Source organism: Saccharicrinis aurantiacus (genome assembly GCF_947489045.1).
Taxonomy (GTDB): Bacteria; Bacteroidota; Bacteroidia; order Bacteroidales; family Marinilabiliaceae; genus Saccharicrinis; species Saccharicrinis aurantiacus.
Genome location: NZ_CANLCN010000010.1, coordinates 213471 through 228028, shown reverse-complemented (window position 1 = coordinate 228028; position 14558 = coordinate 213471). Strand labels below are relative to the sequence as shown.

Genomic DNA, 14558 nt, shown 5'->3' with positions numbered 1-14558 from the left:
GGTGTAGCGCAGTCCGGTTAGCGCACCTGGTTTGGGACCAGGGGGTCGGGAGTTCGAATCTCTCCACCCCGACGAAAGACTTCAATCAAACAGAAAAATACAAACACTTTTCGGGGTGTAGCGCAGTCCGGTTAGCGCACCTGGTTTGGGACCAGGGGGTCGGGAGTTCGAATCTCTCCACCCCGACGAAAAGTAGATACGGCACGTATCAAAAGCCTGTAAAACGTATGTTTTACAGGCTTTTTTGTTTTTATGTAATTCATAATATTCCAATATAATTTAAATTTCAGGTGAGTAATTCGGGAGTAAACTATTAATACTATATTTACTCACCAGAAAAGAACACAACTCCTAAACGTAGGAGTGCTTATTTCAGCGATAATTAGCGTATAAAAGGATATTTATTGCTTTTATACCTTAACATAACACTAGCGAGTCTGGTGAGTAGATCGGGAGTAAATGAAAAAAGTGGATTTTACTCACTGTAAAAGATCTAATTCATTATAAATACTGATTTGTATAGGTGTAGTAAAATGTTAATAAACCATTGGTTTTTGATTGATATTGATTGTTTTATTTCAAAATTTCATGACGCCAAACATGATATTTTGATTAGTAGTAATTATCAAAAACTATTGTATCATGACAACAAATCAACCATTCTCAGTCGCTCTTATTGCAAGAGCTGAAAAAAAAGAAAAAAAGAACGTAAGTATCTACGTTAGAATTACGGTTGGAGGAAAACGAGCTGAGTTTTCACTCATAAAATCTATTCCCAAAGAAGCATGGAATCCAATTCGGGAACGTATCGATAGTAAGTATAAAGATTTTCGTAATTCAAATGCCTACATTGACCAGGTAAGATCTAAGATTATTAATATCCACCGTGAGTTAACATTAAAACAAGAATTCATATCTGCGCTTATTATCAAAAATATCTTTTTCGGCAAACACGAACAAGGTAAAACCCTCATCGAGATTTTTGAATATCACAATACATCGCAGGTGAATATTCTTAGCCCTGGCACCCTAAAAAACTACTTTACTACTCAAAAATATATTTTGAAGTATTTAAAGGATATCAAGAAGGTTGATGACATCAGTCTAAGTTCATTGAATTATCAATTTATTACCGAATTTGATGCCTTTTTGCGTAATCATGTGCCTCTCGATCATCACAAGCCATTATCCAATAATGGGGTTATGAAACACCTTGAGCGTTTTAGGAAAGTCACATCAATGGCCATTAAATTAGATTGGCTTGAGAAAGATCCATTTGAAAAGTTTAAATTCTCCTTTGTAAAAGTAGAAAGGGAATATCTCAATGAGGATGAACTTGAGAAAATTAAGGCCAAATATTTTAGTATAGAAAGATTACAATACGTTAAGGATCTCTTTGTTTTTGCCTGTTATACCGGTTTATCTTATATAGATGTTCAGCAGTTAACAGATAAGAATATTACATTGGGTATTGATGGTGAGTATTGGATTCAAACAATAAGGCAAAAAACGGATATGAGTGTAAATATCCCTTTACTTCCAATTGCATTAAATATATTAAGTAAGTACCGGATGCACCCTAGAGCAATTCAGAAACAGCGATTGTTTCCAGCCATATCCAATCAAAAATTAAATAGTTATTTAAAAGAAGTTGGTGATCTATGCGGTATTGGAAAAAATATCACCTTTCATATGGCTCGGCATACTTTTGCAACCACAATTACGCTATCTAATGGCGTTCCAATCGAGACAGTTAGTAAAGTCTTGGGGCATTCAAATCTATCAACAACCATGATTTATGCGAGAGTGCTTAAAACTAAAATCAGTAGTGATATGCAGTCTTTAAAAGAGAAGTTACAAGATAGATCATCTGATAACCCAAATGAAAGAACAATAGCCGGCTAAATTAAGTAGATTAAAAATTTTATTATATTCAATATTGAATTTAAAAAATCTACACCCATATGTTTAGTCTTATTACTAAGATTGAAGACTTGGTTTGTAAAGATACCAAGTCTTCAAATTGCTTATTCTCCTTTCTATATTGCGAACTGAATAACACATCTAACATCAATAAAATTCAGTTTAAAGCTAAAAACGAACTCTTTCAAACGGTTAGCTTTGGTATAGCTCCTAAATTATTAAAAACACAAATTTGCACATTGCAAAAAAGACTCATTCGTATACTAAATCATTTTAATTCACTTACCCTTAGTTGTCAACATAATAGTAATTGTCAATTTCTGATTCACAAGTCTCTGATGGATATATTATATAATCTTTTGGAGTTCCTAGAGCATCAGTTCACCAAGTTCTTTGATAGTAAAGCCATTGCTCCGCAATTCTATGTTTGTAGAAAAAAAACTCACGATTTCGGAACAAGTTAAAAGTGTGATTGAGAACAGTAAACATATTCCCAATTTTCATTATGTAATGCAACCATTTACAGAGCTTGTTGAAAATAATAAGCTAACATATAGTTTTAATGACATTAAATATTTCCAATCATTCCTCTGTAAAATGTCCCAGGTAATTACGACTAAAAGCAGCTCCGCAGTGACTACCTATAGTCTTATTTCCCTGTTTGTTACCTATAATTACAATTCCCCATCTGCCTATACTTTTATTGTTCAATACATTAATAGTAAGGCTTTATCAAATGACAACAAGGGTATAGATGTAAGTATCCTTATTCAGTTTGAGAAGAATATCTCTCAAATGATGGAAAATAAACAATTTAGATACACAAAAGGTCACGATTCTTTGAAAGAAAATATTCTTAATTGGCTAAAAACTGAAATAACTTATTTTAAAGAACATGGCAACACACTAGCCATCAATATTGAACCTAACTTTAAACTCCCAAAAATAGAAACCAATTTATCAGTTCCCCAAATAGCTTGTTTTTTGCGTCAACTGATGGAGTCTAATATTATTCAATCCAAAACAAAGAAAGATACCCTTAATATATTTGCGCAAATACTTACCTCAACATCTAGTTCAGAAATATCTGGAAATAGCCTCTTAAAAAAGTACTACGATATTGATGATCATTCTGCAAAAGTGGTGAAAGAACTGCTCTTAAATTTGTATAATTCGTTTAATGCAGCCAAGCTGAAAAAATAATTACCGCATGTAAGTGGTTGATAATCATGGGGTGGTTTGGGGGTGGTGCCACCCCTTACCACTGTTTTCGTATTGTTTTTCTACTTTCCTTTGTATCAAATCAATATCAATCAAATATTATGGCACTAGAAGTATTAACAACAGACGATCTAAGAGAATTCAAAATCGAGCTTTTAGAAGACATCCAAAAGCTGCTAAAGAAAAACACTAACTCACCTGAAAAACGATGGCTCAAATCCTATGAGGTGCGAGAATTACTCAATATCTCTCCTGGCACTTTGCAGCATATGAGGGTGAGCGGTATATTACCCTTTACTAAAATTGGTGGCACCATCTATTACGATCACGGTGAGATAAATGAGCTCTTGCAGAAAAACAAACAATCATACTAGGGTATGAACTACATCAAGCATCAAACCACTGTTTTCGCTTTGATGGATGCGCATGCTAAGATAAAACCATTGCACATTAGTCTTTATTTAGCTTTGTTTAGAATATGGAATCGGAACCGTTTTGTGAACCCCATTATAATTACCCGTATGGAAATTATGAAAATGTCAAAGATCGGTTCACCAAATACCTATTCGAAGGCACTTAAAGCGCTTGAATTATATGGTTTCATACGCTATCATCCATCATTTGATCCTAATCAGGGAAGTAAGGTTGACCTGTACACTTTTGATACAGGTACCTGTACACCACCTGTATCAAAAGTGATACCTTTTAATAAACATATAAACAATACTCTCTCTATTATAGAAAATGAAGATTCTTTTTCTGATAAAAGAGAACCCCAAAAAAATACTGATATGAAAAATCTAAAATTCACACCCCCACCCATCGAACACATCAAAATCTATTTCCAACAAAAAGCACAATCCGATTCCGAGGCCGAACGCTTCTTCAACCATTACGAAAGTAACGGTTGGTTAGTAGGAGGCAAAACACCCATGAAAGATTGGAAAGCATCCGCACGCAATTGGATACTGAATATTCAAAAGTTCACCACCAAGGCAAGGGAAATATCGCAACAACGCTTTTTAAGCCAAAATAAAGCCCCAAATGGCTCTCAAAAAGCAAAACTCCGACCCATCTCCACTCCACCCTCATCCAACAACTACGATGAACCCCTCTGATAAATGCTATAATGCTAGTGCACGTGTCCCCACGTGTTAGCTACATCTGTTCTGAGCCACAATCCCACGCCATTGCGTCATTGCACGCATTAGCAATCTCAAGGCGACACGATCAATTAAAGCTGCAAATCATCTTTGTACTTTTGTCTTAATACTTGATACTAAAAAACTTCAGCCCTCAGTCTTCAGCCTAAAAACTAAAACACCATCTAATAATCTAAAAGTTATGTTCTACACCATCCAAAACAACACCATCATCTACGACTTCCAAAAGTCCCTTGCCCACATCTCCAATCAAGGCAAGCTCACCTACGGTTCACATTTCCGCTTGTACGATGAAGACATGCATATCATCAAAAAACTATTCGTCTATTTCATCAACGACCATAGTGGCTGTCAACAACACAATATGGATCCCCGCAAGGGAATCCTCCTCATCGGACCTGTAGGTTGTGGCAAAACCGCTTTGATGAAATTGATGCAAACCATATTACAAACACACCAACGCTATGCCCTCAAGGCTTGCCGCGATATCACCTTCGAATTCCAAAAAGATGGCTTCGAGGCCATTCACCGATACAGCAAAAAAAGCTTCACCATAAAACAAGGTAGCAGAATACCCAAAACACTTTGCTTGGATGACTTGGGAGCCGAATCTAACATCAAACACTTTGGCACCGAGTGCAATGTATTGGCCGAAGTCTTACTCAGTCGTTACGACCTCTTCATCAACAATCGCCTCATCACGCACGCCACCACCAACCTCAACGCCCAGGTCATCGAAAAACTCTACGGTCAAAGAGTCCGCAGCCGTATGCGCGAAATGATGAATGTGATTACTTTTCCAAAAGATGCTGTAGATAAAAGAAGATGATCTTTATTGATTCATCAATAGCTGAGTTTTCGATACATATTGAAAATGGAAGTTAATTTTTCATTTAAAAAAGGCGATTAATTTTTAATAAATTTGCTTTTATATTGATGTTTAAATTCATTGAGTTGCGATAAGTTTGTTTAATTTATATTTTTAAGTTGTGCTTAATTTTGCAATCTTGAACTAATTAAAAATATGAACGACATTTTAGATATATTTGACCTGGAGAGAATCTGTGATTATCGCGGAGAAACTTATCGCGTTCGAGACAATGGTTACATCTTTAGATGCAGAAAACAGGGGAAAAGAAAAAGACCTTTAGATGAAAAATGGACGTTAGGCAAACCAGATAGTCAAAAGGGATATTTGAACTTTTCATCTGAAACAGTTCATAGAATTGTAGCAACCGCTTTTCACGGTGATCAACCATCAGACAAACATATTGTTGACCACATTGATACGAATAAGAAAAATAATAGACCGGAAAATTTAAGGTGGATTACTAGATTGGAAAATATTTTACTGAATCCAATCACTCTTTCACGGATAATCTACAAATATGGAAGTATTGATAATTTCCTTTCTAATCCAGCAATACCAATAGATGGAGAACTGGAACAGGATTTTGCATGGATGCGAGCTGTCACAAAAGAAGAATCTGACAGTACTAGAAAAAATTTAATAAATTGGGCTAAAGAAGGCAAAGTGCCAGGTGGAGGACAATTAGGAGAATGGGTGTTTTTAAATACTGGTCATCAAAAAGAATCTCCCATAGAAGAAAATCAACTAACTGAATCACTTACAACAATCGCAATTCAAAAAAACTGGAAAACACAAAGTGAATTCCCAAATTGTCCAATTTCATTGTTAGAAGATTCAATTAAAACATATAAGGATAGTCTTTTAAAAGGAACCATATTTTCAAAAAATCAATACGGAGAATCTGTAGTTGAGAATTCAGAACTATCTGAAGATGAAAAAGAATTATTGGTTTTAACGACAAGTGATAATATGAAACCCTTTGCTCTTGCTAAAGTATATATTGAGAACGAAAAGCTCGTTCATGAAAGTTTAGGCGCATTTTTTACATTAATCGGCGGTCAAAAACAATTTAATTTAGCTTTAGGACTAGAATGGACTGGAGAAGATTCGATTGATGATTATTTATAAAAAAAACTAGGTCCATCGGTGTTCCTCATCCCTCGTCAGCAAAAGATCATGCCAGACTTCGCAGCATTATTTTAAACTTTAAACCCAAAAGCACTAAAATAACGCTGCTCACTAAAGTAGTTTTTCATTTGTTAGTTGTAAATCCCATTTATCATTTAACACTTATCACTATTGAAGGCTGTAAATCCTCATTAACAATTTATAATTAACAACTAACAATTAAAAACCTAGCCTGTCATGCCTTTTGCGTTCCCACGGTCTTCCTCACGGGTAGCTAACTCTATCCAGTAGGCACTTGCTTTGTCCGTAAACTCCCAAAACAAAAGCCTCCAGTTTATCGCTACCCCATATAGGCTCGCCTGCTAGTCGCTGCGGGCTTCGTGGCACAATAGTTTAAAATACATTCCTGCTATTCCACTGTACATGCCTCAAGTCGCTTCAAAACATTCCACTTCATGATAATCGTACTTTGCTACCGCAAGCACAATTACCATTACGTTTCACTTATTATCAGCAGCTTTCAGCATCCCAAAACAAAAGCGTGGAAAAACACACTTTTTTAAATTTTGGGCAGCTCCATTAGCCTCCATTGTATTTCAAACTATTGCACCCCTCGTGTGGCTCGCATTAGTTGTCATGGTTTTTGTGTAGAAAGCCTATTACAATAAGCAAGCTGTAAATTCCTAACAGCAAATAACTCCCAACCAACACCTATTCAAACAAAAACACACGCCAACTAACACGGCAACATATGCCATTTTCCATTCGCTTCGCTCTCTCCCAATCTGCCACCCTTGCTCCACTCGCAGCCGGCTCGACGCACAATTCCACCGCAAACCATTCCGCTTCCATTCCTTCCGCTAGCTGTAGGCACCTGGCCCTGCCGGGTAGCTCCGCAAACAAACAATTATTCAATTACTTAACCCTAACAACTAGCAACTAAAGCGTAGCGTCCTAAAAACTAACACCTAACAATTAAACTCAAATCCTCTCACAAAATTCTCCCAGTTTAGCAAAAAGTAAAGGTCAAGCCCTGCGGGTTCAATACCATTTTTTGATTATACGCTTACGATAACCAAGCTGTAAATCCCCTAATAGCTACTAGCTAATAACCAACCCCTGTTAGGGCATCAAAAAATAGCATCTAAACCTTGACTCATTTTGCCCAACTGTAAAAAGGGATGTTTAAGCCTTTAAGCTCAAATTTATATTTAAACAAACAAAAGTAGATCAATAGATTTCATGAGATACAACTTGAATATTTACATAATTTTAATACTTTTATTAACCACAGAAAAACCTGAATCATAAAAATATAATTTAGGTATTTCTAAAAACAAGTTAAGGGCAATAATAAAATGGAGCATGAGTGTTACAACTGATGGAATAAAAGGATATGAATATCAATACAAAATAACAGTATTGATTGCTTTAATAACTAATGCGGATAAAATAAATTTATTCGTTGAAAAAGAAGATTGTGAAGATGCTTTATTGGTTATTGAATTGGATGGAATTAAACTAAGGGTTGAAATACAGGTAAAAAGAGAGAATAAACCTATTGATATTCCCAAAATCGTTAGTTGGTTAAGTCACTTTCATGAACGTAAATCAGACAATAATTTATTACAAAAGTTGATTAGTGATACGCACTGCTATGCATTATTTGTAACACATTCACGATGCTCTGATTCAACAGTAAACCTAAAGACTAATTTTCTCAATATTAAGAAACATGATTCTATCACATTCTCTCAAGAATGGTGTGAAAAATTTAAAAATGCACTAAAGAATCTAAAATTTGGTAGTACCAAACTAATGAAACAACGAGAAGGTTTCTGTAAAATACAGGCTGATAAGTTTAAAAATAAAGCCGATATAAATAATGTACTTGCACAGTGTTTAGTACTTGAAGAGTTTACTGATGAAAAAGTAGATAATTATATTGCTACACTATTAAACACCAAATTTTCAATTGCTCAATCAAGAATAGATATTATCTATCTACAACTTTTAGAGATTGTGAAATACGGCAGAGATACAGGTGAGGAAATTTTTAAAAAAACGATTGAACACATTCAATTAAATATGATTGGCACGCCAATCATTGACTCTCATTATAAAAAAAGGATTGAGGAAAATACCCTAATTGAATTACTTGAAGCTAATGGTGCTCTATTCTTAACAGGTATATCTCAATGTGGTAAAACTGAATTAGCTAAAACCATCGCAACTCATTTTGTATCCAACGGGTTTGATTATCAAATCAAAGATGATATTTCAGAGCTTAAACGTTTTCTAAATACAAACATTTCAGATAATAAAATTGCAATATTTGAAGACCCTTTTGGTCATGTTTCATTAAAAGAAAATCATTTTGACATTTTACGTAAATTAAAAGAGTTACTTGCGAATAAAGAAAAGCATCACCTTATAATCGTTTCTTCAAGAATAGAATTATTGTTTGATATTTTTGATTCAAAAGATATTTCAGACTGTAAAATCAAAGAATATTATTGGCAAGACTTGACAATTAAGAATAGTGAAACCATAAAATCATTTTGGGAATTAATTGCTTGTGATAATTCATTACCAAATGAATTTATTAGCAAAGTAAGTAAAGGTATCCTTGAAACTAGTAGTGATAATTTATTGCAAATTGGTCAATTGGCATATCTCGCTAATGAAGAAATAGAGCAAATATCCAGTAAAGCTTTCAATGAACTCGAACATATTGCAAGGAGAGATTCTGTTGAGATTGCTAAAAACTTAAAGCATTCAAATGAATTCGCTTCGGATATTTTTTCTATAATAAGTATTTGTTCAACCCCTATTCATTGTGTAAGTTTTAAAGACTTAACCTATATCTACTCAGATAAATCCGATTTATTATCTATTACTAAAACGGATACTTTTACTAGGAGTTTTGGAGATGATAAAATACCAATCTTTCCAGAATATCCAGATGGCCTAATTTTACGAAAAGATTTATTAAGTGCCTTTAATTATCTTGAAGAGAGAGGATTTGTAATCATAACTAATGAGACACTATTAATAACACACCCTAATTATTATGAAGCAGGTAGATATCTTTTTTTCGAGAAAGGTTCTATTAAGCAAAAATCAAAACTTAAATTATATAAAAAGTGTATTGGTTGTCTAAATCCTGTGACTTCCTACATGGCTACAAGAAATTACTCATTTATCTTTAACAAAATAAAAAGTGATTATAGAGATGAAGTTATTGATATCGCATTTCTTAGTTTAGATTCAATATTTCCATCAGTTGAAGATAGCTCTATTATTTTCTTAACAAATTTTATTCAAAAGGTGGAAGGCGAACAACACAACAAATTGGTTGGTAAAATTCAAAATGGAGGTACTAGTAGTTCAAACATTTATTGGAAAAATAGTATTCCGTTTATTTCAAATGGAGGAGGTTTTAGGAATCTTTTTGTTGAATTAGATTTATCTATTGTTAAAAAAACAGAAGACCAATTATCAAAGGGGATATTGCCAAATACTCATGACGCATGGATATATATTGAAGGGTTAAAGGATGGGAAGCTAGTTTCTCTGGAAAAGATACGCTTGCTTTTACAATTCAATGAAGGATTTATTCGTCAAAAGGTAATATATCAGATTTTTCAAAGACCTAATATTCTTAATAATGAAATAATCGAAGAATTATTTAATGACGAGCATCCTTCAGTAGTGTTCTCTGCAATTAGGGCATCATTAATTAATTGGTTTTCTCTAACGTTTGAAAATAGAACTTTAATTATAAATTTAATCATTCAATCATTTAATAAGAAGCAAGTTGCGATTAGAGCCTTTAGTCTAATCTCCACATTTTCAATCGACTATGGCTACGAGTCTGTTTTTAGACGTGATTTTAGTGAACCTCAAAAAAAGGAACTGTGGCAAGTCTGGGGTAAACTTTACTCAGCATGTGTTAGGAATGTTCCATTAGGTGTCCATATAAATTCTGCACGATTTGGTGCTACCATGGATACTGCAATAAAATATCTTGATATAGAAATAGGACTTGATGTTTTAGAATCTTGGTTTGAAAGAATTGATTACCAGGTTATAAACAACAAAATACTTGATGAATATGAGATGGCGATTGCAGATAATTTAATGAAGTTATCTTCAACAAATTTTGAAGCAAGAACAAAGTTATTCTATAAACTCGTTAGTTATAATGATACTAGATTTTTACTATCTAACTTAAAATGGATAGTTGAATTTTGGAACAAACTAGATAATTCTGAAAAAGATATAATAATAGCTCTTATAAATTCTAGTAGAATTGATGTTAGATGGATTAAAGCAGTTTTATTAAATTCATATTCTCCTCCAAAAGAAATAATAAATGAGATTTTAGGTGAAAAGGATTTATTCGAGAAAGGTATAGAACATATTCTAGAAATATTTCCCGAAAATCTTCTTAAAGATTGTTTAAATGTATTCTGTGGGTTTCCTCAGCCGCTTTGGTGGTTGGCAGTTCATCATAAGAATGACAAATTTTGGTTAAATATCATTAAGCATATATTATTAAATGAGAATCGTGTAGGTTTTGATATTTGTCTGCAAGAATATGTAAGTGATGGGGTTAATGGTTTTTCATTGTTTCGAAAGGATGGTGTCGATTTTTGGATTAAGATATGTTCAACAACAACAAATAAAGATGTATTAACAACATCTCTGATTAATAATATGGCGGATTGTTCATGTAGTATAAATTCTACTAAAGAAATGTGGTCCATATTAATAAAATCATACGAAAATGATTCGAAAATTGAAACCCTTGTAAAATGTATTCAAGAAAATATTGAACTAATCTTATACAGTAATAAAGAGGATTTTATTGAAGTGATTGATAGAAATTTTTTAAAGGAAAAGTTAATTCCCGCACTAGACTCGCTTGAATTAACTAACATGAGAATTGAAAAGGTTGGTAAAAAAAGAAAAGAAGAAGTAAAAATGATTTTTAATTATAAATTAGATAATTGGATAGGAATAAATTAAAGCCTATAATAATGTATAAAAATAATAGCCAAAATAGCAGTAAATTAAGGGTTTGTAGTCCGATTCAACTTTCTTGTAATTTGACAGTAAAGTGCCACACAGTCGGCTACATATTCTTATACGAAATGCTACGATATATTCCTATATCTCATCAATATAAGTAATATAAACACTTTCCCCCTTAAGCAAAGCATCTCTAATAATTGGATATATTCTCAAGTAAGCAGCGGTGCTGCTGCCAATAAAACCATGCTTTACCTGGTTATTGTTGGCCACATTTCCCAGGAGCAAACAACCTGCTGTATCATCCGCATCATTTCCAATATGGATGAGGATATCAGAGAATAATGGTACATTCATTACTTGCAGCATTCCCTTATGAAAAGCTGCACCAAAACGTTTCAAGTATTTCCAATGATGGCCTCCAAAACAACGTAGCTGGATTAGATACCTGCCTGCAGCTATTCTTGTTTTGCCGTATTCCTTAACAGCCTTATACTCATCCTCCAAAGTATAACAAGCAAAAAAACCATCAATAAATAAAAGCCCCAATGTACTTCCCCTAGAATCACTATATCGTAAAACCTTTAACTCCATAACACACTATTTTTTCAATCCACTTTTGCCTTCAGTCTAAACTACTACTGACTCAACTCCAAGCTGCAAATCCCACGCTATTGCGTCATTGCGCGCACAGCAAAGCAATCTCAAGGCGTCATGCTCAATTAAAAACTGTAAATCATCTTTATACTTTTGTCTTTATACTTGATACTATATAACCAAGCTGCAAATCACTTCTGCCTTCAGTCTACAACCTAAACTACCACAGCCTAACCACTAGCTTTCCCCATCATCTTACTCACCAATGGCCCAACATTCTTCACGGCACGCTCTCCAAATAAAAAGCCCAGAACCAAGAAGTTGATAATCCAAAAAGCCGATTCCAATCGCTCATTAGCATTTAAACTCCAACGCCCGGCAAATACCATATAATCCATAAAAGCCACGAAGTAACCCCACATAGGTCGCTGTGCGCCTCGTAAAAAAAGAACAACTTTTCCCATCCAACCCGTTTGGCTTAAATCACTCGCAGTACCCTCCAAATCTTTTATTCGTTGGTTAAACTCCTGCTCGGTTTCCAAGGAAAGCTTCAAGGCTTCCATTTCCTGTTTGTGTTGCAGTTCCAAAAGCATCGCTTTCGCCTCTTGCTTTTCAGCACCCGTTGTCACAAATCGATCGATGAGGTCTCCAACGTCCTTCACCAATCCACCGCCCAACAAAGCACTTATCCTCTCAAATAATTTCATAATCAAACCTTAAAAACTCTAAAATCATACCTAACACCTAAAGCCTAGCGTCCTAAGAGCTAGAACAAAAAAGCCCCAAGCTGCAAATCCACGTTATTGCGTCATTGCGCGCGCAGCAAAGCAATCTCAAGGCGTCATGCACAATTAAAAGCTGTAAATCATCTTGATACTTGTGTCTTGATACCTGATACTAAATCCCAAGCTGTAAATCCCTTCAGCCCTCAGTCTTCAGCCTAGTATCTAATCTACTGCCCCCAGCCTAATAACTAAAAACAAAGCCCCCGGACTAAGAATCCAAGGGCTACACCAAACACCATCAGTAGTCATTACCACTGAATCAACCTAACCAAACAACCAAATCTTTAAGCCCCTCTTTTTAGATACCTTTTAACGATATATTTCAGAAGACAGGATACGCCAAAGCTCACCACAGTACCTAAAACGGTATACACAATAGTTTCCACCATGCCCCCAATCGAAACGCCATGCAACACACTCACAAAAGTGCCTCCTAAAAATCCCGCTTTCCCATTCCGTGAAATTGCCGTATCCTCCATCTCCCTATTCTAAAATCCAATCCCTAATATCTAAGCTGTAAAAACCAACACCTAAAGCGAAGCGTCCTAACGGCTAATAACTATACAGTATCCACCGCCACAATTGTTAAAGCTCTACACTCCTGGTTATTGATGAGGTACAATTCGTCATTCACCTTTTGGTAATACTCAATACCTAAAACAATAAAAACAGGAAGCGTACTATCTGCAGAAATACTTGCCGATACAGATGAAGTTAAAGCATCCTTTGAAGCAATATCAATAGCATCCGACTGTGCCACATTTACTTCAAATTCTGCGCTCTCAAAATCAACAGCTGCAATACCAACAGTCATGCGCGCCACATCAGCACCCTCAATGGCAATAAGCTCTAATTGAGGGTTTGTAAACTCCGTATCTACAGTAACAGCCCCAGTAGTTCTGTCAAAACTCACAGATGAACTTGCAGACATAATCTCATCAAGACTAGCTTGCCCATTAAACTCAAAACCAAGCAACAAACCTAAGGCACCCTTAGCAACTGTTCGTTCTCCTCTACCATTAGTAGTATCGGATTGAGCTACTTTCAACATCTGAGTAGTTAATCTACTCGCTACTTTTTTATCAGCAGTCATTGCTATTGGAGCCTTAAAAACACCACGCAATAATTTGCTGGCTTTACCTGCTCTTCCAAACTCGGCTCCATTTTCACGTGTACGTGCAAATGCCGGATCTTTCTTAATTCTGTCACCATCAACACCACCTTTAGTGCGTGCTAAATAATCGCCACCACTCTTGTAAAAAGACAAATCACCAACACGTCCTTCAAACTTAATAACTCCCTTTTGCCTTGCCATAATCCCTTTTTTTAATGAATAAGAACTAATGTAATAGCAGTTTCAGAGCATTTCAAATATCGCTGTCCCATATGACCATTTATCGTATTTTTGGACCCAAAAGTCCTAGAATAAACCTTGTATTTAGTATATTACAAAGTGTAATAAAGCATACTTTAAGTATGGATAAAGTATAGATATAGTAATAATGGTATTATGAAACTGACACGAGTGTGCATTTATCCCAAGGATGTACAACGCATCACAGGTAAAAGCGAAAAAGCAAGTAGGAGACTCTTGCAAAAGATTAAAGACAATATGGGTAAAGAACAACATCAGTTTATTACAACTGATGATTTTGCTAACTACACGGGTATTCAAAATAGCCTGGTGCAAGAATACCTTACAGAGTAGTTAATTGCCCTTTAGTTAGAGTTTTATGTTGCCCAAATTGCATTAAATACATGTGATTTTGTTGCCATTTATAATAGACTAGCAGTAATTTATTACTGTTTTGTCAAGAATCAATTAGTTATAAC

Annotated in this window: 11 protein-coding genes and 1 tRNA gene; 9 read left to right on the top strand and 3 right to left on the bottom strand. The window is 34.8% G+C overall.

Annotation, left to right across the window (positions count from 1 at the left end; genetic code table 11):
• Positions 1 to 111: 111 nt before the first annotated feature.
• The 8 genes from QMO11_RS13340 (at position 112) to QMO11_RS13305 (ending at position 11340) form a co-directional block, all read left to right on the top strand.
• Positions 112 to 186, top strand: a tRNA-Pro gene (locus tag QMO11_RS13340).
• Positions 187 to 642: 456 nt separating this feature from the next.
• A complete protein-coding gene (locus QMO11_RS13335; protein WP_282037738.1) occupies positions 643 to 1905 on the top strand; it encodes a site-specific integrase in 1263 nt (420 codons plus the stop codon).
• Between the two features lie 651 nt (positions 1906 to 2556).
• Positions 2557 to 3126: a hypothetical protein gene (locus QMO11_RS13330; RefSeq protein ID WP_282037737.1), complete on the top strand. Its 570-nt coding sequence runs from the start codon at positions 2557 to 2559 to the stop codon at positions 3124 to 3126.
• A gap of 119 nt (positions 3127 to 3245) precedes the next feature.
• Positions 3246 to 3518, top strand: a complete 273-nt coding sequence (locus QMO11_RS13325; protein WP_282037736.1) for a helix-turn-helix domain-containing protein — start codon at positions 3246 to 3248, stop codon at positions 3516 to 3518.
• A 3-nt stretch (positions 3519 to 3521) separates the two neighbouring features.
• Positions 3522 to 4262: a hypothetical protein gene (locus tag QMO11_RS13320; RefSeq protein ID WP_282037735.1), complete on the top strand. Its 741-nt coding sequence runs from the start codon at positions 3522 to 3524 to the stop codon at positions 4260 to 4262.
• Positions 4263 to 4488: 226 nt separating this feature from the next.
• The gene (locus tag QMO11_RS13315; RefSeq protein ID WP_282037734.1) at positions 4489 to 5136 is read left to right on the top strand and encodes an AAA family ATPase; all 648 of its coding nucleotides are present in this window, start codon (positions 4489 to 4491) and stop codon (positions 5134 to 5136) included.
• Between the two features lie 195 nt (positions 5137 to 5331).
• Positions 5332 to 6306, top strand: a complete 975-nt coding sequence (locus QMO11_RS13310) for an HNH endonuclease signature motif containing protein (protein WP_282037733.1) — start codon at positions 5332 to 5334, stop codon at positions 6304 to 6306.
• A gap of 1365 nt (positions 6307 to 7671) precedes the next feature.
• Entirely contained in the window at positions 7672 to 11340 is a 3669-nt protein-coding gene (locus QMO11_RS13305; RefSeq protein ID WP_282037732.1) for an nSTAND3 domain-containing NTPase, read from the top strand.
• Between the two features lie 141 nt (positions 11341 to 11481).
• On the opposite strand, the gene QMO11_RS13300 is transcribed toward QMO11_RS13305, so the two are convergent.
• From QMO11_RS13300 to QMO11_RS13290, 3 genes are all read right to left on the bottom strand, one after another.
• Entirely contained in the window at positions 11482 to 11937 is a 456-nt protein-coding gene (locus tag QMO11_RS13300) for a DUF5675 family protein (protein ID WP_282037731.1), read from the bottom strand.
• 233 nt (positions 11938 to 12170) lie between these two features.
• On the bottom strand, positions 12171 to 12647 hold the full coding sequence (locus QMO11_RS13295) for a hypothetical protein (RefSeq protein ID WP_282037730.1): 477 nt from the start codon (positions 12645 to 12647) through the stop codon (positions 12171 to 12173).
• Positions 12648 to 13284: 637 nt separating this feature from the next.
• Positions 13285 to 14040: a hypothetical protein gene (locus QMO11_RS13290; protein ID WP_282037729.1), complete on the bottom strand. Its 756-nt coding sequence runs from the start codon at positions 14038 to 14040 to the stop codon at positions 13285 to 13287.
• A gap of 195 nt (positions 14041 to 14235) precedes the next feature.
• Between QMO11_RS13290 and QMO11_RS13285 the strand changes: the two genes are divergently transcribed.
• Positions 14236 to 14433 carry a hypothetical protein gene (locus QMO11_RS13285; RefSeq protein ID WP_282037728.1) on the top strand — a complete coding sequence of 66 codons (198 nt, stop codon included), beginning with the start codon at positions 14236 to 14238 and terminating at the stop codon, positions 14431 to 14433.
• The last annotated feature ends 125 nt before the right edge of the window (positions 14434 to 14558 follow it).